Raw genomic sequence first — 26,247 nt, 5'->3', positions numbered from 1 at the left:
CCCAACTCGATCGCAACAATGCGACGCCGCTTGAGCGTCGCGCTCCTCGGCCGCATGCAAAGGTGTCCTTGCTGCATCCGGCTCATCAAAGGGCGCGACCCGCCGATCCACTTATGACACAGTAAGATTAAAGCGCGATGAGATTAGGTTGAATCGTCATCGCGCTTTAGCTCTTTGTTTGAGCATGATCTCCGCGCAAACGCGTCCCGCGTTTGTCGCGAGGGAAAACCGCTTCGCACTTTTCCGGATCATGCTTTAGCGGGAATGGGCCGGCGGGATTTCGCGCCCGGCGGCCCATTGGTCGTTTCTGCGCGCGGCCATTTGCGAAACGCAATCACTTCATCCCCTCCAGCATCCTCCGCACCTCCCCCAACAACACCCGGATCTGCCTTCGCTCGGCGATCGCGTCCCCCGTGAACCGGCCGTGCTTGCGCGCATTCCGGTTCGCCCGTGGCGCGCCGGATCCCTTTGCGCCGCCGTGCATGCGGCAGCGCGCCTTGCCGTGCACCGCCGGCGCGCGGCAAGAACTGCCGCAGCGGGTCCTGGCGCCGCAACGCCGGCTGGCCAGCATCGGGCCGATCGTTTGGATGTGGCCGCTCATGCCTGTGCGTCCCGCGCCGCATCGGTGGAATTCCGCCGTCGCCTCGAACCCGCGGCCCTCAGTGCCCGCGTCGCGGATGCCGGGTTGTTGTCCGAGACGATCACGCTCGCATGCTGCGTGACGGTGCCGACGATGGCGTTGCCGCCGTCCTCGACCTTGACGTTCTGCACGGTGACGGCGGGCTCGCCATGGCTCCGGTGGCGGTTCAGCGCCTCGATCTGGGCTGGAAAGGTGCGGGCGAGCCGGCCCAATGCGCGCGCGGCGCTGTCGTGCTGGGCGAGGTCCTTGGCATGCGCGAGGTGATGGGCGCATCGCATCGCCATCACATGAACCGACACCATCTGCGCCACCAGCATGGCCTCGACGGAATCCCGCGGACCGATGCTTCTCACCATCGAGATCATGAAGGCGAGGTTGACCTCGCAGGGCTTGCCGCCGCTCACGCTGGCCTTGACCAATTGCCGCAGGATGCCGTCCATCGCGTCGCGATCGGCGACCCCCAGCGCGTTCGCCATCAACTGTGCGCCGAACTCCGGATCAGGATGGTCGATGCAGAAGCCGTGCGAGGAGAATTTGATCCGCGGAGGAGTGGCAGCCTGGGTCTGGGCGGGGGCGGCGGGCATCGTCGGCACGGTGATTTCAGGTGCAGGTGTCATGTCGATAGTCCCTGGAACGCGCGCGGCAAACGCGCAGACGATCGCTCGCTGCGGGAGCCGCCGCGATGTGAGTTGTGAGGAGGGGTTTCGGTCTCACGTGCATCCGTCGCGCCCGCTGTTGCGGGCGAGGGGGCATTTGCACGATTTCGGAATATTGGAAATGTATCGCTGATTTGCCCGACGCGTCAAGTGGCCTTGTCGGGCGCCGGCGGCCGCCCGGCGCCTTTGCATGGGGTTGTTTTCGATATTTTGGCGGCGTGGCCCCGGCGGGAGTTCCGCCGCCGTCAGCCGCAGTCATGCCGGCAAGGCACGGTGCGATCCGTGTTAGCGGGTACCGCGCGCCGATTGGATCATTATACTGGCGGAATGTTGCTACAGGCGCGGCGCCGGCCTGGGATGAAGGAGCATCGATGAGCGAGACCATTGGCCACCCCGATCCCGGCCTCGATTTGTCCGACGGGTTCAAGCCGCACACCTCGCATTGGGGCGTGTTCTCGGCGCGGCTCGGCAAGGCGGGTCTCGAAGTCAGGCCCTATGCCGCCGATCCCGATCCGAACCGCATCATCAACAATTTCCCCGGCGCGCTGCGCCACCAGGCCCGCATCGCGCAGCCTGTGATCCGCCGCGGCTGGCTCGAGCGCGGGCCCGGCCCGGACGATCGCCGCGGCCGCGACGAGTTCGTCTCGGTGAGCTGGGAGCAGGCGCTCGATCTGCTCGGCGGCGAGCTGACGCGGATCCGTGACACGATCGGCCCCGGCGCGGTGTTCGGCGGCTCCTACGGCTGGTCCAGTGCGGGCCGCTTCCATCACGCGCAGAGCCAGGTGCACCGCTTCCTCAACATCGCGATGGGCGGCTATGTCCGCTCGGTGAACACCTATTCCTCGGGCGCGTCATCGGTGCTGCTGCCGCAGATCCTGACCGGCTACGAGGACATCACCAAGCGCAACGTCACCTGGGAGCAGATCGCGGCCGAGACCGACATCGTGCTGGCATTCGGCGGCATGGCGCTGAAGAACTCGATGGTGGCCGGCGGCTCGATCAGCAAGCATGTCGAGCGCGGCGCGATGGAGGCCGCTCAGCGGCGCGGCTGCCAGTTCGTCCTGGTCAGCCCGCTGCGCGACGATCTCCCCATCGAGGCCGGCGCCGAATGGCTGACGGCGACACCCGGCACCGACACCGCGTTGATGCTCGGTATCGTCCATACGCTCGTCGGCGAGGGCCTGCACGATCAGGCCTTCCTCGATCGCTACACCGAGGGCTGGCCAGTGTTTTTGCGCTATCTGACCGGCGAGAGCGACGGTCAGCCCAAGAGTGCCGAATGGGCCGCGGCGATCTGCGGCATCGATGCCGGCACCATCAAGACGCTCGCGCGCCGGCTTGCCGGCCGCAGAGCGCTGATCACCGTGTCGCATTCGTTGCAGCGCGCCGAGCATGGCGAGCAGCCGGTGTGGATGGGCATGGTGCTGGCGGCGGCGCTCGGCCAGATCGGCCTGCCCGGTGGCGGCTACGCCTATTCGCTCGGCGCGATCGGCTATTACGGCCGCCGCGTCAATGCGGTGCCGGGACCGACGCTCGGGCAGGGCCGCAACGGCGTCGCCGACTTCATTCCGGTGGCGCGCATCGCCGACATGCTGCTCAATCCCGGCACCAGCTATCGCTACAATGGCGAGACGCGGACCTATCCGGATATCCGCCTCGTCTATTGGGCCGGCGGCAATCCGTTCCACCATCACCAGGACCTCAACCGCCTGCGCAAGGCGTTTGCGCGGCTCGATACGCTGGTGGTGCACGAGCTCGCCTGGACCGCGACGGCGCGCCACGCCGACATCGTGCTGCCCTCGACCATGACGCTGGAGCGCGAGGACATCGGCTATTCCAGCAACGATCCCTTGATGGTCGCGATGCACCGGATCGCCGAGCCGTTCGGCCTTGCGCGCGACGACTACGAGATCTTCGCCGATCTCGCCGAGCGGTTAGGGGCCCGCGAGCCCTTCACCGAGGGACGCACGTCGCGAGAGTGGCTGGAACATCTCTTTGAGCCGACCCGCAAGGCGCTCGCCGCGCGCGGGCTCGAGGCGCCGAGCTTCGACGAATTCTGGGAACGCGGCAGCCAGGTGGTGCCGCAGCATCTCGACGACGGCGGCTCGCTGCGCCGTTTTCGCGAGGACCCCCTCGCGCGCCCGCTGCCGACGCCGAGCGGCCGCATCGAGATCTTCTCGCAGAAGATCGCTAGCCACGGCGATGCCGACTGTCCGGGCCATCCGGTCTGGCTCGCGAAATCAGACACGCCGACGCCGGGCGCGCCGTGCTTCCTCGTCGCCAACCAGCCGGTGACGCGCCTGCACAGCCAGCTCGATTTCGGCGGCCACTCGCTCGACGCCAAGCATCGCGGCCGCGAGGTCGCGCGCATGAATCCGCGCGACGCCAAGCCGCGCGGCATCGCCGACGGCGACATCATCCGCATCTTCAACGCGCGCGGCGCCTGCCTTGCCGCGGTGCATGTCACCGACGGCATCGCGCCCGGCGTGGTGCAGCTGCCGACCGGCGCCTGGTACGATCCGATGGACCCCGAGGAGGATGCGCCGCTCTGCGTGCACGGCAATCCGAACGTGCTCACACGCGACATCGGCACGTCATCCTTCGCGCAGGGCTGCACCGGCCAGCTCACCAGCGTCGAGGTCGAGCGGTTCAACGGCAATCTGCCGCCGATCCGCGCGTTCGATCCGGCGTAATTTTGCGCGGAGATCACGAACAAATCATCGCTGGGCGCTGGATGGCGCCCACGCGTTCGGCTACGGCATCACGAGATCGCCCCTGAGTTCTGGATTTGCCGAGATGCACCTGAAAACCCTGTTTCACATCGCCGTCGCCGCGACCGTCGCGCTCAGTTCGTCCAGCGCATTGGCGCAATCGGCCGCCGAGCCGGCCTATGGACCAGAGCTGCAGGGCTTCGACTATCCCTATCCGGTGGAGCATTATCGCTTCAGCTCGCAGGGGCAGGAACTCGACATGGCCTATCTCGACGTCAAGCCGGCGACGCCGAACGGCCAGACCGCGGTGCTGCTGCACGGCAAGAATTTCTGTGCCGCGACCTGGGACGGCACCATCAAGGCGCTCGGCGGCGCCGGCTATCGCGTGATCGCGATGGACCAGATCGGATTCTGCAAGTCCAGCAAGCCGGAGCGCTATCAGTTCACCTTTCAGCAACTGGCCGGCAACAGCCGCGCGCTGCTCGCCTCGCTCGGGATCGCGCATTCGATCATGGTCGGCCACTCGACCGGCGGCATGCTGGCGATGCGCTATGCCCTGATGTATCCGGAGGCCACCGACCACCTGGTTCTCGTCGATCCGATCGGGCTGGAGGACTGGAAGGCCAAGGGCGTGCCGTGGCTCAGCCTCGACGGCTGGATGCAGCGCGAGACGCGTGTCACCGCAGACAGCATCCGCGCCTATGAGCGCGCCACCTATTACGCCGACACGTGGGATGCGTCCTACGAGACGTGGGTGCAGATGCTGGCCGGCATGTATCGCGGAGAGGGCCGCGCCGCCGTGGCGTCGAGCTCGGCGCGGCTCTACGACATGATCGCGACCCAGCCGGTGTTCTACGAGTTCGAGCAGATCAAGCCGCCGACGCTGCTCTTTGTCGGCGACAAGGACACCACCGCGATCGGCAAGGACACCGCGCCGCCGGAGATCCGCAAGACGCTCGGCAATTATCCGGTGCTCGGCAAGGAGGCCGTGAAGCGGATCCCGCATGCGCAGCTGATCGAATTCCCCGATCTCGGCCATTCGCCGCAAATCCAGGCGCCGGCGCGCTTCCACGAGGCGCTGCTCGGCTGGCTGCAGCATCCGGAGACCGGCGCGACGCTGGTCAAGTAGGGACGGCGAGACAGGCGAGCGACATCATGGCGACAGCGGAACTGGTCAGCGTGTTCACGGTGGATGGGCAGGGCGGCAATCCCTGTCCGATCGTGGTGGATGCAAGCGGCATGAGCGCGTCCGAGATGCAGGACGTCGCCCGCCGCCATGGTCACGAATCCGGCTTCGTGTTGCCGGCGCAGAGTGACGATTTCGACGCCACGTTCCGCTTCTTCGTTCCGAATCACGAGATGGAAATGTGCGGCCACGCGACCATCGGTGCGCTCTGGTTGCTTGCGCGCCATGGAAAGTTGCCGGGCGACACGATGCGGATCTCGACGCGCAGCGGTCCGGTCACCGGCTTCATCAGCCGTGATCGTCATGGCGAGCCGCGTGTCGAGATCACCCAGCCGGCCGGGAAGACCGTTCCGCTCACCACGGCGCAACGCGACGACGTGCTGCGGGCGCTCGCGGTCGGGCCCGACGCGATGGGCGCGGGAATGGCCTGCAATGCCGTCACATCGCGGATCAAGACACTCGTTCCGATGCGTTCTCCCGACGCGCTGAATGCGCTCGATCCCGCGGCCGAGCAAGTCGAGGCGGTCTGCGGCCGGATCGGATCGACCGGGCTCTATCCAATCGCCGTGATCGACCGAAAGGCTCGCCTGTTCGAGGCGCGGCAATTCCCGCGCTCCTCAGGTTATCGGGAGGATGCCGCGACCGGCATTGCGGCCGCGGCGCTGGCGTTCGGCCTGCTCGACTACGGCCTGGTCGCTCCTGATGACGACGAGATTCGAATCCTGCAGGGCAGGGCGATGGGGCGGCTGTCCGAGATTCGGGTCCGCATCGGCTTCGCCGGCGGCCGTCCCGTCGGCTGCCTGCTTGGCGGCAATGTCGCGCTGATGGCTGCGCCGTCACACTGAGCAGCCGCGAGCGCAAGGCGCGCCGGCTTCGTAAACAGTATATCCTGGTCTAATCAGCGGCACGCCTGGCCCGCTCGTGCGCCTTGGCGTGCACGGGTGAGGATTTCCGCGCACCCGGGCCCGGATGCACGTGGACCGCCTTCGCGCTCAGCGGCTCGCCGCATTCCGAGCAGACCATGACGGGATCGAACATCTTCTTGCAGGTCTTGTGTTCGTGCAGCATCGGCCGGCCGCGCGAATCGACCATGTGGACGTTGCCCCAGTGCACGATCGACATGATGATCGGATAAAGGTCGAGGCCCTTCTGCGTCAGGATGTATTCGTAGCGCTTCGGCGCTTCCTGATAGGGGATCTTGCGCAGCACGCCGAACCGCACCAGCTTCTTCAGCCGGTCGGCGAGCAGATGCCGCGTGATCCCGAGCGAGGCCTGGAAGTCATCGAACCTGCGGATGCGCAGGAAACATTCGCGCAGGACCAAGAGGCTCCAGCGGTCGCCGATGACAGCCACCGTGCGGGCCACCGAGCACGGCTCCTCCTCGAGGGCATCCCATTTCATCAGCATCTCCTGCGGTCAGCAACGATATCGCTTAGTAAAATTCTAAAACAGAACTAACGTCATTTCAATAGGATGCGTCACCTGGAGCCGTGACTTGGTCATTAGATGACAAATATCATATTGACAGTTCTAAAATAGAACTTAAGGTCCCGGCTCGATCAACGCGGCGGCTGAGGGCTGCTGGTACTCAAAGGGAAGGGCGTTCCATGGTTGCTCCGCTCAAGGTCGAATTCCACTTCGATTTCGGAAGCCCCAACGCCTATCTCGCCGAGCTCGCGCTGCCCTCAATCGAGAAGCGCACCGGCGTGAAGTTCGACTACGTTCCGGTGCTGCTCGGCGGCGTCTACAAGGCGACCGGCAACATGTCGCCCGGTGAATCGCTGCGCGGCATCAAGAACAAGCCCGAATACAATGCGCTCGAGACCGAGCGCTTCCTGCGCCGCCATAACATCACGAAGTTCACCACGAACCCGTTCTTCCCGGTGAACACACTGGCGCTGATGCGCGGCGCGGTGGCTGCACAGTTCGAGGGCGTGTTCGAGCCGTATTTCCGCGCGGCCTATCACCACATGTGGGTCGAGCCGAAGAAGATGGATGATTCGCAGGTGTTCCGCGAAGCCTTCCTGTCCTCGGGTCTCGACATCGATCGCCTCGTCGCTCGGGCCCAGCAGGACGATGTCAAGAAGAAGCTGATCGACAATACCAGCGACGCGGTCGCGCGCGGCTCGTTCGGATCGCCGACGTTCTTTGTCGGCCACGAGATCTTCTTCGGCAAGGACAAGGTGCGCGAGGTCGAGGAAGAGATCGTCGCGCAGCTGGCAGCAGGGCACCGCAAGACCGCCTGAGCGGGAAATTCCTCAACACAACAAGCCCAAAGGGCAGCGACAGGGAGGTTTCAGTGCAGGCGCTGACGCAAGTGACGGAAGGAAGTGTGGAAGGCTTGCCCAACCGCATCCATGAGGTGATCAATCACCACGTGGTGGCGACACCGGATCATCCGGCGCTGATCGACGACAAGATGCGGCTGACCTATCGCGAGCTCGATCAGGCGGTCGATCGCGTCGCCGGGGCCTTGCAGGCACTGGGAATCCGCGCCGGCGACCGCATGATGATCGTGAGCGAGAATTCCATTCCGCTGGCCTGCCTGCTGCTGGCGGCGAGCCGGCTCGATGTCTGGTCGATCGTCGTCAATCCGCGGCTGTCGCCGCGCGAACTGGACCAGATCAGGGATCACAGCGGCGCCCGCCGCGTGCTGCTGACCGCCGACGTGTCGCAGGAGGCGGCAACACACGCCGCGCGCTACGAGGCGGCGATACAAGATGTCGGCCCGCTCCGTGGCATCGCCGTCACAAGCTTGAACCTGGCAACCGTGCCCGAGCCGGTCGAAGCCGATGGTGCCAATCAGGTCGCGGTCCTGATCTATACGTCCGGTACTACGGGTGCGCCCAAGGGCGTGATGCTGACCCATCGCAATCTGCTGTTCAGCGCCCGCGCCACCGCGGCGTTCCGCAAGATGGCGGCCGACGACGTGCAGTATTGCGTGCTGCCAATCTCGCATATCGTCGGCATCTCGTTGCTGACGATGACCCTGATGGTCGGCGCCACCGTGCGGCTGGTCGCGAAATACGATCCGGCTGCGCTGGTCAAGGCGATGACTGAAGAGGGCATCACGATCCTGAACGGCGTGCCCGCGACCTATCAGCGTCTGCTCGAATACCGCCGCAATGCCGGCCTGCCGAGGCTCGATCGCGGCCGGTTACGGGTGATCTCGGTGGCCGGCGCGCCGCTCGACCTCGAACTCAAATCACGCGTCGAGCAGGAACTCGGCCTGCCGCTGCTCAACGGCTACGGCATCACCGAATGTTCGCCGGGCATTTCCGGCGTCCGGCCCGACAATCCGCGGGCCGATCACGCAGTCGGCACCGTGATGCCGGGCCTCGAAGCAAAGCTGGTCGGCCGCGACCTCAAGCCGGTTGCCCCAGGCGAAGTGGGCGAGCTGCATGTTCGCGGCCCCAACGTGATGCGCGGCTACTACCGCGCCCCCGATCTGACCGCCAAGGCGATCGATCCCGACGGCTGGTTCAACACCGGCGATCTGGCCCGTTTCGAGAATGACGCACTCTATATCGTCGGGCGGACCAAGGAGATGATCATCCGCTCCGGCTTCAACGTCTATCCGGCCGAGATCGAGGCGGTGCTGAGCACCCATGACGCCGTGGTGCAGTGCGCCGTGGTCGGCCGGGCGGTCGAGGGCAATGAGGAGGTCGTGGCCTTCGTGCAGCTGATCAAGGGTTCGACCGTCACCACGGCGGACCTGATGGCCCATGTTGCCCCGCAACTGACCTCGTACAAGCGCCCGTCTGAGATTATCCTGATGGATGCGCTGCCCGCCACATCGACGGGCAAGCTGCTGAAGCACAAGCTTGCGGAATCATTGCGTAGCTGAAACTGCCGCGTCGTCCGCAACATCATTCACTCAAGCAACACCGGAGACCACCATGCAGAAGAGAAACAGGACGGTTGCCGTCATTGGTGCCGGTGATTTCATCGGCGGCGAGATCGCCAAGAAGTTCGCCTCCGAGGGCTTCACGATCTTCGCCGGCCGCCGCGACGGCGACAAGCTCGCGCCGCTGGTCAAGGAGATCGAGGCCGCCGGCGGCGAGATCCATGCGCGCTCGCTCGATGCGCGCAAGGAGGAGGAGATCACCGCGTTCCTCAACGACGCCGACAAGCATGCGCCGCTCGAGGTCTGTATCTTCAACATCGGTGCCAACGTCAATTTCCCGATTCTGGAAACCACCGAACGGGTGTTCCGCAAGGTCTGGGAGATGGCCTGCTATTCCGGCTTCCTGGCCGGACGTGAAGCGGCGCGGCTGATGACGGCGCGCGGCGAAGGCAACATCTTCTTCACCGGCGCCACCGCGTCGCTGCGCGGCGGCAGCGGCTATGCCGCCTTTGCCAGCGCCAAGTTCGGCCTGCGCGCCGTGGCGCAAGCGATGGCGCGCGAGCTCGGGCCGAAGAACATCCATGTCGCGCATCTCATCATCGATTCCGGCGTCGACACCGAATGGGTGCGGCAGCGCCGCCTCGAGGCGCTCGGCCCGAACGCGCTCGACGATCCCGATCTCTTGATGCCGCCGGCATCGGTCGCGGGCGCCTATTGGCAGCTCTATCAGCAGCCGAAGAGCGCCTGGACCTTCGAGTTGGAAATCCGGCCCTTCGGCGAGAAGTGGTAGGGAGCCGGTCAGATGGAGCTCGCGCTATCCCCTGAAGATGCGGCGTTCCGCGATGAGGTTCGCGCCTTCATCAAGGACAACTACCCGGCGGAGATGCGCGTCGCCAATCCGGAGACCGATCTCTCCAAGGAGCAGATGCTGCTGTGGCATCGCATCCTGCACAAGAAGGGCTGGATCGCGCCGCTCTGGCCGAAGGAATATGGCGGGCCCGGCTGGTCGATCACCCGCCGCTTCATCTTCGAGCAGGAGACGACGCGCGCTGGCACGATGCCGCCGCTGGCGTTCAGCGTCACCATGGTCGGGCCCGTCATCTACACCTTCGGCAACGATGTGCAGAAGAAGAAATTCCTGCCGCGCATCTTGTCCGGCGAGGATTGGTGGTGCCAGGGCTATTCGGAGCCGGGCTCCGGCTCCGACCTCGCGACCGTCCGCACCAAGGCGGTGCGTGACGGCGACCACTACATCGTCAACGGCCACAAGACCTGGACCACGCTGGCGCAGCATGCCGACTGGATCTTCTGCCTGGTGCGCACCGATCCCACGGCCAAGCCGCAGTCCGGCATCTCGTTTCTCTTGATCGACATGAAGTCGCCCGGCGTCACCGTGCGCCCGATCATCACCATCGACGGCTCGCACGAGGTCAACGACGTCTTCCTGGAGAACGTCCGCGTCCCCGCCGAGAACCTGATCGGCGAGGAAAACAAGGGCTGGACCTACGCCAAATTCCTGCTCGGCAATGAGCGCACCAGCATGGCCGGCATCGGCCGCTCGACGCGCTACATCGCGCGGCTGAAGAAGATCGTGAAGGCGGAGATCCCCGAAGACGATCCGGCGCATCTGGAATTCATCCGGGACATCGCCCGCGTCGAGCTCGACGTGCTGGCGCTGGAGGCGACCGAACTCCGCGTCGTCGCCCAGATGGCGCGCGGCATCGACCCGGGACCGGCGGCCTCGCTGTTCAAGATCCGCGGCACCGAGATCTTCCAGAACATCACCGAACTCACCCATCGCGCCATCGGCAATTACGGACTCGCGATCCGCGAGCATCCGGTCAGCGCCAACCACTTCATGCCGGGCCCCGACTACGGCCACACCGCGTCGGAGAAATATCTGAACTCGCGCAAGCTCTCGATCTACGGCGGGTCGAACGAGATCCAGCGCAACATCATCGCCAAGGCGGTGCTTGGACTCTAGCCACAAGCAACGAGGATCGGATGGATATCCAGTTCACGGAAGAGCAGGAGTTGTTGCGGTCCAGCGTCCAGCGGCTGCTGCGCGACCAGTATGATTTCGACGCCCGCCGCAAGATCGTCGCGAGCGAAGAGGGGTTGGGCCGCAAGCAATGGGCTGAGTTCGCCGAGCTCGGCCTACTCGCCGCGCCGTTCTCGGAAGCGGTCGGAGGGCTCGGCGGCGGGCCGCTGTCGACCATGATCATCATGCAGGAGTTCGGCCGGCATCTCGTGGTCGAGCCGTTCGTCGAGACGGTCGTCGTTGCGGGTGGCTTGATCGAGCAGGCAGGTTCCGACGCGCAGAGGCAAGCGTTCATTGCCGACATCATCGCAGGCACGAAACTTTGGGCGCTGGCCTGGACCGAGAAGGGCTCGCGCTTCGATCTCGCCACCGTCACCACCACGGCGCGCCGCGACGGCAACGATTACGTGCTCACCGGGGAGAAGACGGCGGTGCTGGCCGCGCCGTGGGCGGATTATCTGATCGTCTCCGCGCGCACCTCGGGCCATCGTCACGATCGCGGCGGCGTCAGCCTGTTCGTCGTCGATCGCCGCGCCGCCAATCTCGACCTGCAAAGCTTCAGGACGATCGATGGCCGAAGGGCGGCCGAGATCAGCCTGCGCGGCGTGCGCGCGGAATTGCTGGGCAGCGAAGGCGGGGGCGTCGCCGCGCTGGAAGCCTGCCGTAACCGCGCGATCGGCGCGCTCTGCGCCGAGGCGGTCGGCGCGATCGGCGAACTGAACGCCTCGACGCTGGACTATTCCAAGACGCGAAAGCAGTTCGGCGTCACGATCGGCAGCTTCCAGGTGCTGCAGCACCGGATGGTCGACATGTTCATCGCGCATCAGGAGGCGTTGTCGCTGATGCAGCATCTGAGCCTCAGTCTCAGCGACGATGAGGCCGGCGTGTCTCGGCTCGCCTCCGGCGCCAAGTCGAAGATCGGATATGCCGGCAAGTTCGTCGCCGACCAGGCGGTGCAGCTGCATGGCGGCATGGGCATGACCGACGAGCTCAATGTCGGCCATTACTTCAAGCGGATTTCCTCCATCAACATCCAGTTCGGCGATCCCGCCTATCACGTGCTGCGTTATGCGCAGCTCGACGCGGTCGCCTAAGCCAGAGAGGCAAGCATGTCACAGGATGCAGTCATCGTTTCCACCGCGCGCACCGGCGTCGGCAAGGCCTATCGCGGCGCGCTGAACAACACCGACGGCCCGACTTTGGCCGGCCATGTGATGGCCGAAGCGGTGAAGCGTGCCGGCATCGCGCCCGGCGAGGTTGAGGACGTGGTGATGGGCTGCGCGATGCAGCAGGGTACCATGGTGATGAACGTCGCGCGCAAGGGTGCCATCCGCGCCGGGCTGCCGGTGACGGTCGCCGGCACCACCATCGATCGGCAATGCGCCTCCGGCCTGCAGGCGATCGCGGTCGCCGCCCGCTCTGTCATGCTCGACGGCGTCGAGATCGCGATCGGCGGTGGCATCGAGTCGATCAGCCTGGTGCAGAACGAGCACATGAACAGATTCCACGCCGTCGACGACGAGCTGATGGCGATGAAGCCCGAGATGTACATGTCGATGCTGGAGACGGCGGAAGTCGTCGCCGAGCGTTACGGGATCGGCCGCGACAAGCAGGACGAGTACAGCCTCGAATGCCAGCGCCGCGTCGGCGCCGCGTTGCAGGGCGGCCGCTTCAACGACGAGATCGTGCCGATCACGACCAAAATGGCCGTGGTCAACAAGGACACCAGGGAAGTCAGCTTTCAGCAGGTGACGCTGGCCAAGGATGAGGGCCCGCGGCCGGATACCACGGCGGACGGGCTCGCCAAGATCAAGCCGGTGTTCGAGGGCAAGACCATCAGCGCCGGCAATGCGAGCCAGCTCTCGGACGGCGCCTCGGCCTGCGTGATCATGAGCGACAAGGTTGCCGCGCAGAAGGGCCTGAAGCCGCTCGGCATCTTCCGCGGCTTCGTCGCCGCCGGCGTCGAGCCGGACGAGATGGGCGTCGGCCCGGTTGCCGCGATCCCGCGGCTCCTCAAGCGGCACAACCTCAAGATCGACGACATCGATCTCTGGGAGCTCAACGAGGCCTATGCGGTGCAGGTGATCTATTGCCGCGACAAGCTCGGCATCGATCCGGACAAGCTGAACGTCAATGGCGGCTCGATCGCGATCGGCCATCCCTACGGCATGACCGGGGCGCGGCTCACCGGTCACCTCTTGATCGAGGGCCGGCGGCGCAAGGCGAAATACGGCGTGGTGACCATGTGCATCGGCGGCGGCATGGGCGCGGCGGGCCTGTTCGAAATCGTCCACTGAGCGGAAACGCGGGAGAGACTTGTGAAGACAGCAATCACTGAACTGTTCGGCATCCAGCATCCGATCATCCAGGGCGGCATGCATTTTGTCGGCTTCGCCGAGATGGCGGCCGCGGTGTCCAACGCCGGCGGCCTCGGCATCATCACTGGCCTGACCCAGAAGACGCCGGAGCTGCTGGCGAAGGAGATCGCGCGCTGCCGCGACATGACCGACAAGCCGATCGGCGTGAACCTGACCTTCCTGCCGAGCTTCACCGCGCCGCCCTATCCCGAATACATCGCGGCGATCCGCGAGGGCGGAGTCAAGGCGGTGGAAACCGCGGGCCGCAGCCCGGAGCAGTACATGCCGGCGCTGAAGGCGGCCGGCATCAAGGTGATCCACAAATGCACCTCGGTGCGGCATTCGCTGAAGGCCGAGAAGATCGGCTGCGACGCGGTCAGCGTCGACGGCTTCGAGTGCGGTGGCCATCCCGGCGAGGACGACATCCCGAACATGATCCTGCTGCCGCGCGCGGCGGACGAATTGAAGATCCCGTTCGTCGCCTCGGGCGGCATGGCGGACGCGCGCAGCCTTGTCGCGGCGCTGTCGATGGGCGCTGCCGGGATGAACATGGGCACGCGCTTCATCGCGACGAAGGAAGCGCCGGTTCATCCCAATGTGAAGCAGGCGCTGCTCGACGCCGACGAGCTCGACACCCGCCTCGTGATGCGCGCGCTACGCAACACCGAGCGGGTGCTGAAGAACAAGGGCGTCGATGAGCTGCTCGAGATCGAGCGCGAGAAGGGCGCCAGGCTGAAGATCGAGGATATCCACGAGCAAGTCGCCGGCGTCTATCCGAAGGTGATGATCGACGGCGAGATGGATGCCGGCGCCTGGAGCTGCGGCATGGTGGTCGGCCTGATCAATGACATCCCGACCGTCAAGGAGCTGATCGACCGCATCATGGCCGAAGCCGAAGCGATCATCCGGCAGCGGCTGACCGGCTTCCTCGACGGCAAGTTCGAAACCACGGCGGCCCGCGCGGTCGCCTGACGGGAGAGTGCCATGACCGAGCATGTCAAGGTTGAGATCGCCGCCGGCGTCATGACGCTGACCTTGCAGCGACCCGAGAAGAAGAACGCGCTGACCGGCGCCATGTATGACGCCATGTCGCAGGCGCTGAAGCAGGCCGAGACCGATCCGGCCGTCCGCGTCATCCTGTTCCAGGGCGACGGCGACAGCTTCACCGCGGGCAACGACCTCGCCGACTTCGCGAGCCAGGCACGCGGCGAAAGCGCAGTTGATAGCCCCGCGCATCGCTTCATCGAGACCATCAGCAAGGTCGGCAAGCCGCTGGTCGCCGCCGTGCAGGGCAATGCGGTCGGCGTCGGCACCACCATGCTGCTGCATTGCGATCTGGTCTATCTTGCCGAGAATGCGCGGCTGATCACGCCGTTCGTCAACCTCGCTCTGGTTCCGGAAGCGGCGTCGAGCTGGCTGCTCCCCTTGAGGATCGGACACGCGCGGGCCTATGCGATGTTCGCGCTCGGCGAGCCGATGGATGCGCAGGGTGCGCTGGCATCTGGTCTCGCCAACGCCGTGGTGCCGCAGGCCGATCTGCGCAAGAGGGCGCATGACGCGGCTGTCGCACTGACCAGGCGGCCGGCGGGGTCGCTCAGCATGACCAAGAAGCTGATGCGCGAGCAGCAGAAGATCGCGGCGCAGATCGCCGAGGAAGGCGTGCTGTTCAAGGAGCGGCTGACGACGCCCGAGGCGCGCGAAGCCTTTGCCGCCTTCGCCGAACGGCGTCAGCCTGATTTCACTAAGCTGTCGGCCTGACCGACAGCGGAACTTACGGACACATCGAGGGAGTGAAAGCATGCGCGTCACCGGCAGCCATCAATACCCGACCATGGAATCCGTGATCTACGGCAAGCCGGCGGCCGAAGCGCTGCGCGAGGAGGCCGAGCGGCTGGATGCCAGGCGCGTCTATCTGATCGCCAGCCGGACGTTGAACACCACGACCGACGAGATCGGGAAAATCCGTCAAGCCCTCGGCGACCGCCACGCCGCGACCTTCGACGGCGTGCCGCAGCACACGACGCGGGACGTGGTGACGCAGATCGCGCGGCAAGCCGGCGAGGCCAAGGCGGACCTCGTCGTCGCGATCGGCGGCGGCTCGGTGGTCGATGCGGCGAAGATCGTGCTGATGTGCATGGAGCACGAGATCTTCGAGCCTGATGGCCTCGACGGCTTCGAGACCACGCCGGACCGCCGCTTCGGGCCGTTCCGCACGCCGAAAGTGCGCATGATCGCGATCCCCAGCACGCTCTCCGGCGGCGAATACAATTCCGGCGCGCTGGTCACCGATACCAGCCGCAAGCTGAAGCAGATCTTCAACCACCCGATGATGATGCCGCGCAGCATCATCCTCGATCCCGCGATCACGAAATATACACCGGAGAAGCTCTGGCTCGGTTCCGGGACGCGGGCGATGGATCACGGCATCGAGGCGATCTGCTCCAGCCGCCCCAACGTGCTGGTCGATGCGGTGTGCCAGCAGGGGCTGCGCTATCTGCACGACGGTCTGCTGCGCACCAAGGCCCACCCCGACGACGCGGCGGCGCGGCTGAGCTGCCAGCTCGGCTCCTGGCTGTCGGCGTTCGGATTGCAGTCGCGGGTGCCGATGGGCGCCAGTCATGCCATCGGCCATGTGCTCGGCGGCACCTGCGATGTGCCGCATTATTTCTGCACGGCGGTGATGATGCCGAGCGTGCTGCGCTACAACCGCCCGGCGACGGAGGCAGCCCAGCAATCGATCGCCGCCGCGCTCGGCGCGCCGGGGCGCGACGCCGGCGAGGCGTTTGCGGCGTTCATCGCGGAGCTCGGCCTGCCGCGCCGGCTTGCCGATGTCGGCGTCGGCGAGGATCGGTTTGAGCTGATCGGCCGGAACGCCATGCTGTCGATCTTCACGCGGGCCAACCCGCAGCCGATCCGCGAGCCCGCCGACGTCGTCAAGATCCTGAAGCTGGCCGCCTGAGGCATCAGCACCGGAGCAGCCGCCATGGCCGCCTTGCGCATCTTCTCCTATCTGCCGAACCCACGGGTCTGGAAGGCGACCATCGCGGCGCGGTTCTGCGGCGTCGACGTCGAGGTCAGGGGCGCGTCCGGCAAGGAGTTGCGGGACTGGTTGTGGGACTATGATGCCCGCCCGCTGGCGGAGCATGAGCGCGCCTCGCTGTCGTCGCTGGCACGGACCGGGCGGGTCGGACTGACCGGGGCGCAACTGTTCAAGACCGATGCGTTCATGGCGGCGCAGCCGTTCGGTAATGTGCCGGCCGCGTTCGGCGCCGACGGCAAGGTCGGAATCTTCGAATCGAACAGCATCATGCGCACGGTGGCGCGGCTCGGCGAGGCGAAGTTCCCGCTCTACGGGCGCGACGCCTTTGAGGCGTCGCGGATCGACAGTTTTCTCGATGTAAGCCTGGTGTTCGCGCGGGACTCGCAAATCTATCTGCTGGCGCTCTCGGGCGGCACCGTCGATGCGGCCATTCATGCGCGAGCCAAGGATGCGTTCGCGATCTATGCGTCCGGCATCGAGCAGGCGCTGTCGCCGCGGCGGGAGGCGCTGGTCGGGAACGGTATCTCGATTGCCGACATCTGCTTTGCCGCCGAACTCGCGCTGTTCATGAATGAACATGCGCGGACCGAGCAGCTGAAAAAGCAAGGATTGGCGAAAATCCTGCATTCGGGCGTGCAGGATGAGTATCCGCTGATGTTCGCGCACTTTGGCCGCCTGATCGCGCATGAGCATGTCGGGCCGGACCTCAAGCCTTACGTCGAGAAGCTGCTGTCGAAGGCGGCCGCCTGACCATGAAGGCCATGAGCCGCAACGCGGAGGGTTGATCGCATGACCGCACCTGTCTCTCTGATATCCGGCGTTGGGCCCGGCACCGGTTCGGCGCTCGCCAGGAGATTCACTGAGGGCGGCTATCGCGTCGCGCTTCTCGCCAGGAACGAGGCGCGCCTCGCCGCGCTCGAAAAGCAGCTGCCGGGCGCAAAGGCCTATCGGTGCGACGTGTCCGATCCCGCGCAGGTCGAGGCGGTGGCCTCCGCCGTGGAGCGCGATCTCGGCAATCCCGCCGTGGTCATTCATAACGCCGTCGGCGGGGCGTTCGGCACCTTCCGCGAGATCGATCCAGAGATTCTCAATCGCAACTTCCAGGTCAACACGATGGGATTGCTGTACCTGGCACGGCGATTTGCCCCGGCGATGATCGCTGCCGGCAAGGGCGCCATCGTCGCGACCGGCAATACGTCGGCGTTGCGCGGCAAGGCCGGCTTCGCGGGGTTCGCGCCGACCAAGGCGGCACAGCGGATTCTCGCCGAGGCGATGGCCCGCGATCTGGGGCCGCAAGGTGTTCACGTCGCCTATCTCGTGATCGATGCCGTGATCGATCTGGAGTGGACGCGCAAGCGCTGGCCGGATCGGCCGGACGACTTCTTCATCAAGCCGAAAGCGATCGCCGACGAGGTCTGGCACGTCGCCCATCAGGATCGCAGCGCGTGGTCGTTCAATGTCGAGATCAGGCCGTTCGGCGAAGCCTGGTAGCGCCGCGCGCCGATCGCAAGAGTTGGTCAATTCATAAAAGCTCAGGAGGAATTTCATGTTGTTGAAGACGCTTGCCGTGTCCGTTGCGATGCTCGCGGCGCTTGCCGCGGCTCCAGTCCGCGCCGAAACGCCGGGGGTATCGGAATCAGAGATCAAGGTCGGGGCGACGTTCCCGTTCAGCGGCCCGGCGTCTCCGCTCAGCAACACCGGCAAGGGCCTGATCGCCTACGTCCATTCCGTCAATGACCGCGGCGGCATCAACGGCCGCAAGATCAACCTCATCACCTATGACGATGCCTATACGCCGCCCAAGGCCGTGGAGCAGACCCGCAAGCTGATCGAGAGCGACGAGGTGGCGTTCCTGTTCAGCCCGCTCGGCACGCCCGGCATCGGCGCGACCATCAAATACGTCACCGCGAAGAAGGTGCCGCATCTGTTCGTCGTCAGCGGCGCGACCAAGTTTACGAATTTCGCGGAATTTCCGCTGACCACCACGGGACTGCCGAGCTACAACACCGAAGGCAAGATCTACGCAAAATACATTACGCAGACGGCGCCCGATGCGAAGATCGCGATCCTCTACCAGAACGACGATCTCGGCCGCGATTTCGTCGCCGCGTTCAAGGAGGTGTTGAAGGCCGATTTCGACAAGAAGGTGGTGACGTCTCCCTATGAGGTCACCGAGCCGACCATCGAATCCCGCGTGGTGACGTTGAAGGCGTCGGGTGCGCAGGCGTTCCTGATCGCCGGCACACCGAAATTCGTGGCCCAGGCGATCAAGAAGGCGAACGAGATCGGCTGGTCGCCGCTGACCATCGTCAACTATGTGTCGAGCTCGGTCTCCGCGACCATCGTGCCGGCGGGCGCGGACAAGGCGGTCGGCGTTGTCGTGGCGACCATCACCAAGGATCCGAACGACAAGAAGTGGGCCGACGATCCCGGCATGAAGTGGTATCGCGCCCATTTCGAGAAATATCTCCCAGGCGCCGATATCGGCGACAACAACTATCTGTTCGGCACCCAGCAGGGCCAGATCCTGGAGCAGGTGCTGAAGCAGTGCGGTGACGACCTGTCGCGCGAGAACATCGTGAAGCAGGCGCGCAACATCAGAGGGCTCGTGCTGCCGACGCTGATGCCGGGCATCGCCATCAACACAGGCCCCGACAACAGCATGGCCTATACGCAGCTTCAGCTGCAACGCTGGACCGGAAGCTCATGGGAGCAGTTCGGCGGCGTGCTGAGTGCCGACCTGAACTGAACCGGGTCGACCGAGGCTAGTGGAGCCGTCGCGCGATCGGCTTCGCCAGCGTGCCTTGCCACTCCCGCTGGGCTGGTCGGTCGCTTGACCGCAGGCTGTTCAGCAAGGCGGTGGTCTTCGGCTGGACCCGCGAGCCGTCGATCACCTCGAGCCGGCCGCAGCGGTTGAGCGTGTGCAGCTTGCGTCCGGTCCACAGCGGCCCGGGTTTGAGCAGATGGCGCACGGCCTGCCGGTAGGTCGTCGGCGACAGTTCGAGCACTTCCGCAAGTCCGAGCGCCGCGCCGTATCCGTTGGTGCAGTCCTGCACCGGCCGCCACAGCTTGCCGTTGATGGTCACGAAATTGCCGGCGGGTCGGGTCGTCGCGCGATCCATCAGGATCGGATTGCTTGCATGCGGCCGCCAGGGGCCGAACAATTGCTCGGCGTAATAGATCGCCAGCGTGTCGGAATATCCGCCGGTGCCGTCGCGCCAGGCTCCGAACATGTAGTAGAGGCCGTCATGCTGCGTGATGGTCGCGTCGGCGAGTTCGAGCCCGGACAGCAGCGTGCCCTGCCGTTCCCACTTGTCGGGAAAGCGAACGCATTTGTAGATTGGGACATCGCGATGCGCGGTGCTTTCCGGGATCATCCACAGCTCGCCATTGTTCTCGATCAGGAACGGGTAGGACAGGTGCCACGGCTCTTCGAGCACCGGCAGCACCGTGCCGACCGGACCGTTGCCGTCGAATTCGATCGCGGAGATGATGCCCTTGCCGGTTCGGTGGTCGAGGTCCTCGAAGAACACGAACGTCCTGCCCTGCCATTTCACCGGGACGGGATCGGCATAGAAGTGATTGCCGGGATCGCCGAGCACGTTCCAGGCAGGTCCCGACAGGTCACCGGTCCGCCAGATATCCGCGTCGTCGGCGTAGCGCCAGCCGACATGCCAATGCGGCGCGTAGCAGCAAAGACGATAGATCTCCTTCGCGATCGAGGTCGCGACGCCGCGCAGGACAAAGGGCGCGGGATTTCCCGGCGCGCTGCCGGTCGCCGGCACAGCGAGTTGCGGCACCAGCCGCGGAGCCGCCGACAGGATCGGCGGCAGCATGGACAGGGTGCGCGCCATCACCGTTTCGAGCCCGCCGCTCAGGCCGGTGGCGATTTCCGCCGAGGGATGGCCGCGGTCCATGACCGTGCCGTCGAGCTCGTTGACGATTTCAATCACCGGCAGGTCGCCGGCGAGAATGGCGGCCAGTGCGGCGGCTTCGCCCGCCTGTCCGTTGAAGTGTGGACGGAGGTAGAGCCTGGCGGAGCAGTTCGGGTCCCGCTCGGCAGTGGTGAAGTCGACCACCACATCGGGGTTGCCCATGCGCGGCCGTTCCGCAATCGTCTTCAGCCTGTCGACATCACCCGCCTTGCCCTTGCGCAGCACGATGCGTTCGAGCTCGAACAGCATGTCGAGGCCGGCGGGCCTCGGCCCCGGCGTCGTCGTCCAGGCGATCTGAACGGGAATATCCTGATCGCTGACGCGCAGCGTCTCGCGACGCATCCAGAGTCGCGCCTGCGCGCGATCGCAGCGAAACTCGATAATCATGTCCAGCCCAATTTCCTAGTGCGCGTCCACTCCCACGGCATTGCCGAGAATGCGGACGTATTCCTCTATCATGGCATCCAACGAATAACGCGACTTCAGGCCCACGGCACTTTGCCGCAGCTGATCGCTCAACAAACGATCGGTCAGGACTTTCGACACGGCGGCCGAAAACTCCGCCTCGTTAGCCGCGTCAACGAAGACCGCCGCGGGCTGTCCCTGGTAGGACAGCACCTCGCGTAGCACGGGAAGATCGTTGACGATGCAGGGAATGCCGGCGCTCGCGGCTTCAACAGCGGCAAGGCCGAAGGTTTCGGCCTGCGTCGGAAATACAAAGACGTCGAGGCACGCCAGGAATTCGGCCATCTGGCGCGGTGGGATCTCGCCGATGAAGTGCAGTCGATCCGCGACTTTCAGCTCGCTCGCCAGGGCTCGCAGCCGTTCCTCATCCGCGCCTTGTCCGGCGAGGGCAAGATGCCAGGATTGGTCGGCGGCCAGCAGGCGAATTGCCGCATCGAGCCGCTTGTGCGGATGCAGCCTTGCCGCGCAGCCAAGCAGCGTGCGATCCGGCGGCAGCCTGAACTGCTGCCGCGCGATGTTCTTCGGCAGGCTGTGCGACTTGTCGTCGAAGCCGTGCGGGACGTGCGTCATGCGCGCGCGATAGGTCGCGGGGTAGCGGGCGTATTCACGCTCCATGTCGCGCGAGTTCAGCGTGATGCACTGGAAGAAGCCGGTCGAGCCCATGAAGATGTCGGCGGCGCGCACCGGCATGCTCATCGACATCGCCGAGGACACCTGATTGGCGATCACCGGAGCGCGGCAGACGAGCCGCGACACGCCTCCGCCGATCACATTGCCGAAGTGCTGGAAGGTCAGCACGACATCGGGCCTGATGGTCCTGAGATGACCGGCGAGCGTCCACAGCATCCGCAGCAGGGCCAGGGGATTTCCCGGGCGGGTCTGCGCGCAATAGAAAGTATTGGGCGGCTCGTCGAAGGAATCCGATTTGCGGAAGAAGAACAGGTTGGCGACGTCATAGCCGCGCGCGGAGAGGCCCGCGCCGAGCAGCCGCGATATCTCCTGCGCGCCGGCGTTCTCGGCCTGGGTCTGTACCAGGACGACACGCAGCTTTGGCTTGCTCTCGTTCGGTCGATCGCGTGATGCGGTCGATGCCTCGCGCAATTCTGTGCTTGGCCTGTAATGAAGCACGGCTTCCTCACCCGTCGAAGGAGTGAAATCGTCTCCCTCGCTATTGCGCGCGTACTTATCACGCGAAGCGCGCTCGTAGATCGAGTAGCGCGTGTTGAGGTTACTGCTCATTTAGTGCGATCAGACATTGCCAGCAATCGAGAGCCATTGTTTCACACATAGGGTACAGCTGGCTCGTTAACTAATTGGTTACGTCCGCATGAGGAGGGGGTAACCGTGGATTAACCATAGATATTTACGTTGGAGCAGTACTGTCAGTTGAATTCGAGTAACCGCCCCATGAAGTTCGGTAGCCGCGTAGGCCCGAGACGTTCCGAAGCCACGGAACCCGCCGCGTCGTGGGAAGCTGCCGGCGTGCCGACCAGCCGATCCTCTGCGGAAACCACCCAGGGCGTGCTTAGCATTCCCGGCGTGGTGGCTTTTTTCCGCGAGAACGGTCAACGCATTCTGATGCTCGCCGCGGTGATCTTCGCGGTCGGCGTCATTCTGCTGATGTTGATTCCGGCGCGCTATGCCGCGACCGCGCTCGTCGTGGTCGACCCGCGCGAGCAGCGCGTCACCACGGACCAGGACGTCCTGCCGGGCATCGGTCAAGATGCCGCAGCACTGCAGAGCTATGTCGAGATCGCCAAATCCGACGGATTTCTCGGGCCGCTGATCGAGCAACTCAAGGTCGCCGAAGACAGCGACATCTCCGGCGGCAGAACCGACCCGACGCGCCTGCTCGACCGGTTTCGCAACCGGCTCGACATCTCCCGGCGCGGATTGACCTATGTCATCGCCATCAAGTTCACGTCCAACAACCCGCAGCGCGCGGCGTATTACGCCAATGCGGTGGCTGAGGCGTTCGTCGCCAGCCAGCGCGGCACGCGCAGCGTGGCGACCGACGAAGCCGCCGACTGGCTGAAGAGCCGGCTCAAGACGTTGAACGACCGCTTGCGGTCTTCGGAAGATGCCGTTGCGAAGTTCAAGCTCGAGCACCGGATCGTCAACGCCGGCAAGGAATCGACGACGCAGCAATTGCGCGTCACCGATCTGACCCAGCAGGTCGCCGCCGCGCGCGCCCGCACCGAGGAGGCCAAGGTCCGCTATGAGCAGCTGCAGCGCGACCTGAAGGCCAATGTCGACGGGCCCGTCAAGCAGGACCTGCTGAGCGCGCTGCGCGCCCAGCGCTCGGCGCTCAACGATCAAATCGCACAGAAGCGCGGGGTGCTGGGCGATCGTCATCCGGACCTCGTGATGGCCCTCAGCCAGCTCAGCGATCTCAACCGCCAGATCGAGATCGAGCGGAAGAAGAACATCGAGACCGCGAAGTCGGAATATGAGGCGCAGCGCGATCAGCAGAAGGCGCTCGAGGATCAGCAGAAGGCGGTCGAACAGCAAATCCTGGTCGATGGTCAGGCTCTCGTCAAGCTGCAGGAATTGCAACGCGATGCAGATGCCAACAAGAATATCTACGAGCAGTTCCTCTCGCGCTACAAGACCACCGACGAGCAACGGCTGCTGCAGAGCTCGCAGACCAAGGTCGCATCGCCCGCGACGCCGCCGGTGCGCTCGACGCTGCCGCCGCTTCCGCTGTTGCTGGTCGCGCTCGCGATCGTCTCGCTGCTGACGTCGACGGCGATCGTCGCCGTTCCCGGTCTGAATCTGAAGCAGCTCCCGATCAAGGCCATTCCGCCGCTGCGTCGGGCCGAGGCGCCTGCACTTGCGCCGGACGCGCCGCAGTCTGCGCTGCCGCCGGGATTGCCGGTGCTGGCCCGCATTCCCAGTATCGCGTCGCCCGACGCCGTCAGGAGCGTCTGGCAGACCCCGATCTCGTCGACGGCCGAGCCTGATCTCAGTCCGCATCTTCAGCTGCTGATCGAGAACATCGAGCAGCTTCCGGGAGACCATGGCAAGGTGGCGCTGCTGCTGTCGGTCGAGGCCGGTGCGGGCGGCAGTACCGTTGCACGGTCGCTGAACCGATCCGCGGTCAAGAACGGAATGCTCAGCGTCCTGATCGAGATGGAATCCAGGCGCGCCGAGGCCGCGCCGCCGCAAGGATCGGGGATCATCAAGGCCGATCTGCCGTCCGTCGTCGAGTTGCTGGGCGCCAGCAGCAAGGCGCCGCCCTATCCGCCGGACGATATTCGCGCCGATTTCGGCCTGATCATCGCCGACGCATCGTCGCTTGCGCTGCAGCCGGCCGCGGTGGCGCTGGCTGCCCATGCCGACCTCGTGATCCTCGTGGTTCGCGAAGGGGCCGCCAACTCGGCCGCGATCGGCAAGGCGCGGGCCGATCTATCCGGGTATGGTTTGGTCCCGACCGTGCTGGTCGTCAATCGCGTGGCGGTCAATGCCGCCGTTCGCGATCCTGAGGGAGAGGCGCTGGGCCTGGCGAGCTGAAGGCGGTTCAGCTGACGTCTAGTCGTTGCTGTCCGCAACGCGGACCGCGTAGGCGTCACCTTTCGACGGCCACAGATGCGACAGCACCAGAATGGATGGGTCGACGCTGGTCCGCAGCCGGCACAGCACGTTGAGCGCGATGGTGGCGACGACCAGCGAAACCGTCGCCGAGATCGCGGCGCCGAGCACGCCGAGCCACGGGATCAGCACGACAAATCCCAGCAGCCGTAGCGCCACATTGGCCGCGACGACGGGAACATAATCACGCTCATGGCCTGTCAGCTGCAGAACAGCGGCAGAGGGTCCGCCTGCCGCCTGGAAGGCCGTTCCGATCGCGAGTACGATCAGCACCCACTGCTGCGCCGCGAAGTGCGGCCCGAACAGGCCGAGCAGATAGGGGGCGCCCACCCAGACAATGACGAGCCCGCTGAGCACGCAGAGCGCGGTCACCTCGGCCATCAGCTTCAACGTATGTTCGAGCTCGCCGTGGTTCTTGCTGAAATACAGCGAGGGCAGCCGACGCGCCCCGAACGTGTAGAGCGCAGCCGACAGCATCGCGAAGATGTTCGCCAGCCGCGAGGCGGCGAAATAGACGCCGGCGGTGGCCGGATCCAGCATCCAGTAGACCAGGATGACGTCGAAATACTGGTTTGCCGCTTCGAGAATGGAGGCGAGCCAGAACCGGAATGCGCTCTTGTTCCAGCGCGAGGCCTCGAAGCGCGCCGTGACCGACCGCAGGTTCGGCAGCGCCCGCATGATCGATACGATCTGCACGACGAGCCCGAGCGCCATCGCGGCCGACATCGCGCTGAACAGCTCGGCGGGGGTGAGCTGCCGGTGGCCGAACAGCACCGCGATCAGGAACAGGACGACGGCGACGCGCCAGAAGAACTCCCGATTGCCTTCGCCCATCAGGATGCTGACCAGCGATCGCGCGATCTGGCTGCCGAGCATCAGCCCTGCATTGATCGCGGTGAACGCCGAGACCGACAGGATCAACAGCCACCACTCGCCGCGAATGCTTGCCACCGCGGAGATCGCGGCGATCGAAATCAGCATCCCGATCGCGGAGTTCTTCAGGCTCGACAGCAGCACACCCTTGGTGAACTCGGCCTGGCCGCGCACCTCATACTCATTGAGAAATCGAACCAGGAGCAGCTCCTGGCCGACCAGGCCCACGACCGAGGCGATCTGGGCGACGGAGAGCAGGGTTGCGAAGTTTCCAAACGCGTCCGGCGTCATCGCCCGCGCGGCGAGCGAGAACAACGCGAATGCGAGCCCGCCGCTACCAACCTTGAGCAGGATGGTCCCGGCAACGCCGCGCGTAACGTCGCGCCGTAACAGTTGGAGCACGGAGGCAATCACCAGAGACGTCTCAATATCCAGTCGGGCTGTTGACCGCAGCAATCGGTGAAGCCTGGAGTGTTAATGTTCTCTTGCTAAGATTCCGTTCCTTTCGAACGGCTGCCGGGCCCAACGCAGTTGTGAACAGGGCCAGGTCGCGTTGCTCCATTCTGGAACGGCGCCGTCTGCCCTGTCTCCAAACGGCGCAGGTTGGATTTGCCTCCAGCGTCCAGTCCAGTGGTGCGGACCTTACCGGAAGAGACCGCGCTTGCGCGTCAACGCCATTTGTCGCTGCACGATGGCCTGGCAATTGCCTCGCCATCCCGCTGCGGAGCCTGCAAAGATTCAGTTTCATGGCCGACCGTCGTGCAAGCCATGTGCCGAGAGACCGCAGATCGTGGTCCGGACGTTGTCATTAACCTCGATTCTGGAACTCGCCGTGTTCGATCGGCAAGGCGGCACCGCAGGCAAGGAAATTGCAGTCCTGCGGCCAACCAGAGCTTTTCCCGTTC

At 65.1% G+C, this 26,247-nt stretch carries 22 protein-coding genes; 16 read left to right on the top strand and 6 right to left on the bottom strand.

The features are described 5' to 3' along the window. Window positions 1-334 precede the first annotated feature (334 nt). Both ACZBJS_RS04900 and ACZBJS_RS04895 read right to left on the bottom strand, forming a co-directional pair. Window positions 335-601: an HGGxSTG domain-containing protein gene (locus tag ACZBJS_RS04900; RefSeq protein ID WP_316398903.1), complete on the bottom strand. Its 267-nt coding sequence runs from the start codon at window positions 599-601 to the stop codon at window positions 335-337. Then, entirely contained in the window at window positions 598-1,257 is a 660-nt protein-coding gene (locus ACZBJS_RS04895; protein ID WP_316398902.1) for a hypothetical protein, read from the bottom strand. The genes ACZBJS_RS04900 and ACZBJS_RS04895 overlap by 4 nt, the downstream gene beginning before the upstream one ends. 410 nt (window positions 1,258-1,667) lie before the next feature. Between ACZBJS_RS04895 and ACZBJS_RS04890 the strand changes: the two genes are divergently transcribed. From ACZBJS_RS04890 to ACZBJS_RS04880, 3 genes are all read left to right on the top strand, one after another. Beyond that, a complete protein-coding gene (locus ACZBJS_RS04890; RefSeq protein WP_316398901.1) occupies window positions 1,668-3,989 on the top strand; it encodes a molybdopterin guanine dinucleotide-containing S/N-oxide reductase in 2,322 nt (773 codons plus the stop codon). Window positions 3,990-4,092: 103 nt separating this feature from the next. Further along, window positions 4,093-5,136 (top strand): alpha/beta fold hydrolase, encoded by a 1,044-nt coding sequence (locus ACZBJS_RS04885; RefSeq protein WP_253625622.1) that lies wholly within the window; start codon window positions 4,093-4,095, stop codon window positions 5,134-5,136. Window positions 5,137-5,162: 26 nt separating this feature from the next. Further along, entirely contained in the window at window positions 5,163-6,038 is an 876-nt protein-coding gene (locus tag ACZBJS_RS04880; RefSeq protein WP_463438454.1) for a PhzF family phenazine biosynthesis protein, read from the top strand. A 49-nt stretch (window positions 6,039-6,087) separates the two neighbouring features. Here the strand turns inward: ACZBJS_RS04880 and ACZBJS_RS04875 are convergent, their stop codons facing one another. Next, window positions 6,088-6,594 (bottom strand): winged helix-turn-helix transcriptional regulator, encoded by a 507-nt coding sequence (locus tag ACZBJS_RS04875; RefSeq protein WP_316398899.1) that lies wholly within the window; start codon window positions 6,592-6,594, stop codon window positions 6,088-6,090. A 206-nt stretch (window positions 6,595-6,800) separates the two neighbouring features. Here ACZBJS_RS04875 and ACZBJS_RS04870 point away from each other — a divergent pair, with 206 nt between their 5' ends. The 12 genes from ACZBJS_RS04870 to ACZBJS_RS04815 are packed head-to-tail and all read left to right on the top strand — an operon-like array spanning window position 6,801 to window position 19,227. Continuing rightward, entirely contained in the window at window positions 6,801-7,439 is a 639-nt protein-coding gene (locus tag ACZBJS_RS04870) for a 2-hydroxychromene-2-carboxylate isomerase (protein WP_316398898.1), read from the top strand. Between the two features lie 53 nt (window positions 7,440-7,492). Beyond that, entirely contained in the window at window positions 7,493-9,040 is a 1,548-nt protein-coding gene (locus ACZBJS_RS04865) for a class I adenylate-forming enzyme family protein (protein WP_316398897.1), read from the top strand. 52 nt (window positions 9,041-9,092) lie between these two features. Further along, complete coding sequence (locus ACZBJS_RS04860) at window positions 9,093-9,830, top strand: SDR family oxidoreductase (RefSeq protein ID WP_316398896.1); 738 nt, start codon at window positions 9,093-9,095, stop codon at window positions 9,828-9,830. A 12-nt stretch (window positions 9,831-9,842) separates the two neighbouring features. Then, complete coding sequence (locus tag ACZBJS_RS04855) at window positions 9,843-11,024, top strand: acyl-CoA dehydrogenase family protein (protein WP_253625624.1); 1,182 nt, start codon at window positions 9,843-9,845, stop codon at window positions 11,022-11,024. A 20-nt stretch (window positions 11,025-11,044) separates the two neighbouring features. Continuing rightward, window positions 11,045-12,175, top strand: coding sequence for an acyl-CoA dehydrogenase family protein (locus ACZBJS_RS04850; RefSeq protein WP_316398895.1), 1,131 nt, complete (start codon window positions 11,045-11,047; stop codon window positions 12,173-12,175). Between the two features lie 15 nt (window positions 12,176-12,190). Further along, window positions 12,191-13,378, top strand: a complete 1,188-nt coding sequence (locus ACZBJS_RS04845; protein ID WP_168855810.1) for an acetyl-CoA C-acyltransferase — start codon at window positions 12,191-12,193, stop codon at window positions 13,376-13,378. A gap of 21 nt (window positions 13,379-13,399) precedes the next feature. After that, the gene (locus tag ACZBJS_RS04840; RefSeq protein WP_316398894.1) at window positions 13,400-14,410 is read left to right on the top strand and encodes an NAD(P)H-dependent flavin oxidoreductase; all 1,011 of its coding nucleotides are present in this window, start codon (window positions 13,400-13,402) and stop codon (window positions 14,408-14,410) included. 12 nt (window positions 14,411-14,422) lie between these two features. After that, the gene (locus ACZBJS_RS04835) at window positions 14,423-15,196 is read left to right on the top strand and encodes an enoyl-CoA hydratase-related protein (protein ID WP_057019204.1); all 774 of its coding nucleotides are present in this window, start codon (window positions 14,423-14,425) and stop codon (window positions 15,194-15,196) included. Window positions 15,197-15,236: 40 nt separating this feature from the next. Then, entirely contained in the window at window positions 15,237-16,397 is a 1,161-nt protein-coding gene (locus tag ACZBJS_RS04830; protein ID WP_253625628.1) for an iron-containing alcohol dehydrogenase, read from the top strand. Window positions 16,398-16,421: 24 nt separating this feature from the next. Beyond that, window positions 16,422-17,228, top strand: coding sequence for a glutathione S-transferase family protein (locus tag ACZBJS_RS04825; RefSeq protein WP_168855807.1), 807 nt, complete (start codon window positions 16,422-16,424; stop codon window positions 17,226-17,228). 39 nt (window positions 17,229-17,267) lie between these two features. Continuing rightward, complete coding sequence (locus ACZBJS_RS04820; protein WP_057019207.1) at window positions 17,268-17,969, top strand: SDR family NAD(P)-dependent oxidoreductase; 702 nt, start codon at window positions 17,268-17,270, stop codon at window positions 17,967-17,969. A gap of 55 nt (window positions 17,970-18,024) precedes the next feature. Next, window positions 18,025-19,227, top strand: a complete 1,203-nt coding sequence (locus ACZBJS_RS04815) for an ABC transporter substrate-binding protein (protein WP_076830579.1) — start codon at window positions 18,025-18,027, stop codon at window positions 19,225-19,227. A 16-nt stretch (window positions 19,228-19,243) separates the two neighbouring features. Here ACZBJS_RS04815 and ACZBJS_RS04810 read toward each other — a convergent pair whose 3' ends face one another. Further along, window positions 19,244-20,800 carry a glucosamine inositolphosphorylceramide transferase family protein gene (locus tag ACZBJS_RS04810; protein ID WP_316398893.1) on the bottom strand — a complete coding sequence of 519 codons (1,557 nt, stop codon included), beginning with the start codon at window positions 20,798-20,800 and terminating at the stop codon, window positions 19,244-19,246. 15 nt (window positions 20,801-20,815) lie between these two features. Beyond that, the gene (locus ACZBJS_RS04805) at window positions 20,816-22,006 is read right to left on the bottom strand and encodes a glycosyltransferase family 4 protein (protein WP_463438463.1); all 1,191 of its coding nucleotides are present in this window, start codon (window positions 22,004-22,006) and stop codon (window positions 20,816-20,818) included. Window positions 22,007-22,285: 279 nt separating this feature from the next. Between ACZBJS_RS04805 and ACZBJS_RS04800 the strand changes: the two genes are divergently transcribed. Beyond that, window positions 22,286-24,391 (top strand): GumC family protein, encoded by a 2,106-nt coding sequence (locus ACZBJS_RS04800; protein ID WP_410469819.1) that lies wholly within the window; start codon window positions 22,286-22,288, stop codon window positions 24,389-24,391. 18 nt (window positions 24,392-24,409) lie between these two features. Here the strand turns inward: ACZBJS_RS04800 and ACZBJS_RS04795 are convergent, their stop codons facing one another. Continuing rightward, the gene (locus ACZBJS_RS04795; protein WP_410469820.1) at window positions 24,410-25,735 is read right to left on the bottom strand and encodes a lipopolysaccharide biosynthesis protein; all 1,326 of its coding nucleotides are present in this window, start codon (window positions 25,733-25,735) and stop codon (window positions 24,410-24,412) included. Window positions 25,736-26,247: the final 512 nt, after the last annotated feature.

Source organism: Bradyrhizobium sp. KZN70725, from assembly GCF_055264925.1.
Note: the sequence above shows the minus strand (reverse complement) of the source record. Positions and strands in the feature narration are given on the sequence as shown.

What these genes read in the sequence shown, in the direction of transcription:
- ACZBJS_RS04860 (WP_316398896.1), top strand. Translation starts at nt 9,093, where the DNA reads ATGCAGAAGAGAAACAGGACGGTTGCCGTCATTGGTGCCGGTGATTTC.
- ACZBJS_RS04825 (WP_168855807.1), top strand. Translation starts at nt 16,422, where the DNA reads ATGGCCGCCTTGCGCATCTTCTCCTATCTGCCGAACCCACGGGTCTGG.
- ACZBJS_RS04895 (WP_316398902.1), bottom strand. Translation starts at nt 1,257, where the DNA reads ATGACACCTGCACCTGAAATCACCGTGCCGACGATGCCCGCCGCCCCC.
- ACZBJS_RS04800 (WP_410469819.1), top strand. Translation starts at nt 22,286, where the DNA reads ATGAAGTTCGGTAGCCGCGTAGGCCCGAGACGTTCCGAAGCCACGGAA.
- ACZBJS_RS04890 (WP_316398901.1), top strand. Translation starts at nt 1,668, where the DNA reads ATGAGCGAGACCATTGGCCACCCCGATCCCGGCCTCGATTTGTCCGAC.
- ACZBJS_RS04810 (WP_316398893.1), bottom strand. Translation starts at nt 20,800, where the DNA reads ATGATTATCGAGTTTCGCTGCGATCGCGCGCAGGCGCGACTCTGGATG.
- ACZBJS_RS04900 (WP_316398903.1), bottom strand. Translation starts at nt 601, where the DNA reads ATGAGCGGCCACATCCAAACGATCGGCCCGATGCTGGCCAGCCGGCGT.
- ACZBJS_RS04830 (WP_253625628.1), top strand. Translation starts at nt 15,237, where the DNA reads ATGCGCGTCACCGGCAGCCATCAATACCCGACCATGGAATCCGTGATC.
- ACZBJS_RS04820 (WP_057019207.1), top strand. Translation starts at nt 17,268, where the DNA reads ATGACCGCACCTGTCTCTCTGATATCCGGCGTTGGGCCCGGCACCGGT.
- ACZBJS_RS04880 (WP_463438454.1), top strand. Translation starts at nt 5,163, where the DNA reads ATGGCGACAGCGGAACTGGTCAGCGTGTTCACGGTGGATGGGCAGGGC.
- ACZBJS_RS04815 (WP_076830579.1), top strand. Translation starts at nt 18,025, where the DNA reads ATGTTGTTGAAGACGCTTGCCGTGTCCGTTGCGATGCTCGCGGCGCTT.
- ACZBJS_RS04875 (WP_316398899.1), bottom strand. Translation starts at nt 6,594, where the DNA reads ATGAAATGGGATGCCCTCGAGGAGGAGCCGTGCTCGGTGGCCCGCACG.
- ACZBJS_RS04845 (WP_168855810.1), top strand. Translation starts at nt 12,191, where the DNA reads ATGTCACAGGATGCAGTCATCGTTTCCACCGCGCGCACCGGCGTCGGC.
- ACZBJS_RS04835 (WP_057019204.1), top strand. Translation starts at nt 14,423, where the DNA reads ATGACCGAGCATGTCAAGGTTGAGATCGCCGCCGGCGTCATGACGCTG.
- ACZBJS_RS04850 (WP_316398895.1), top strand. Translation starts at nt 11,045, where the DNA reads ATGGATATCCAGTTCACGGAAGAGCAGGAGTTGTTGCGGTCCAGCGTC.
- ACZBJS_RS04870 (WP_316398898.1), top strand. Translation starts at nt 6,801, where the DNA reads ATGGTTGCTCCGCTCAAGGTCGAATTCCACTTCGATTTCGGAAGCCCC.
- ACZBJS_RS04885 (WP_253625622.1), top strand. Translation starts at nt 4,093, where the DNA reads ATGCACCTGAAAACCCTGTTTCACATCGCCGTCGCCGCGACCGTCGCG.
- ACZBJS_RS04855 (WP_253625624.1), top strand. Translation starts at nt 9,843, where the DNA reads ATGGAGCTCGCGCTATCCCCTGAAGATGCGGCGTTCCGCGATGAGGTT.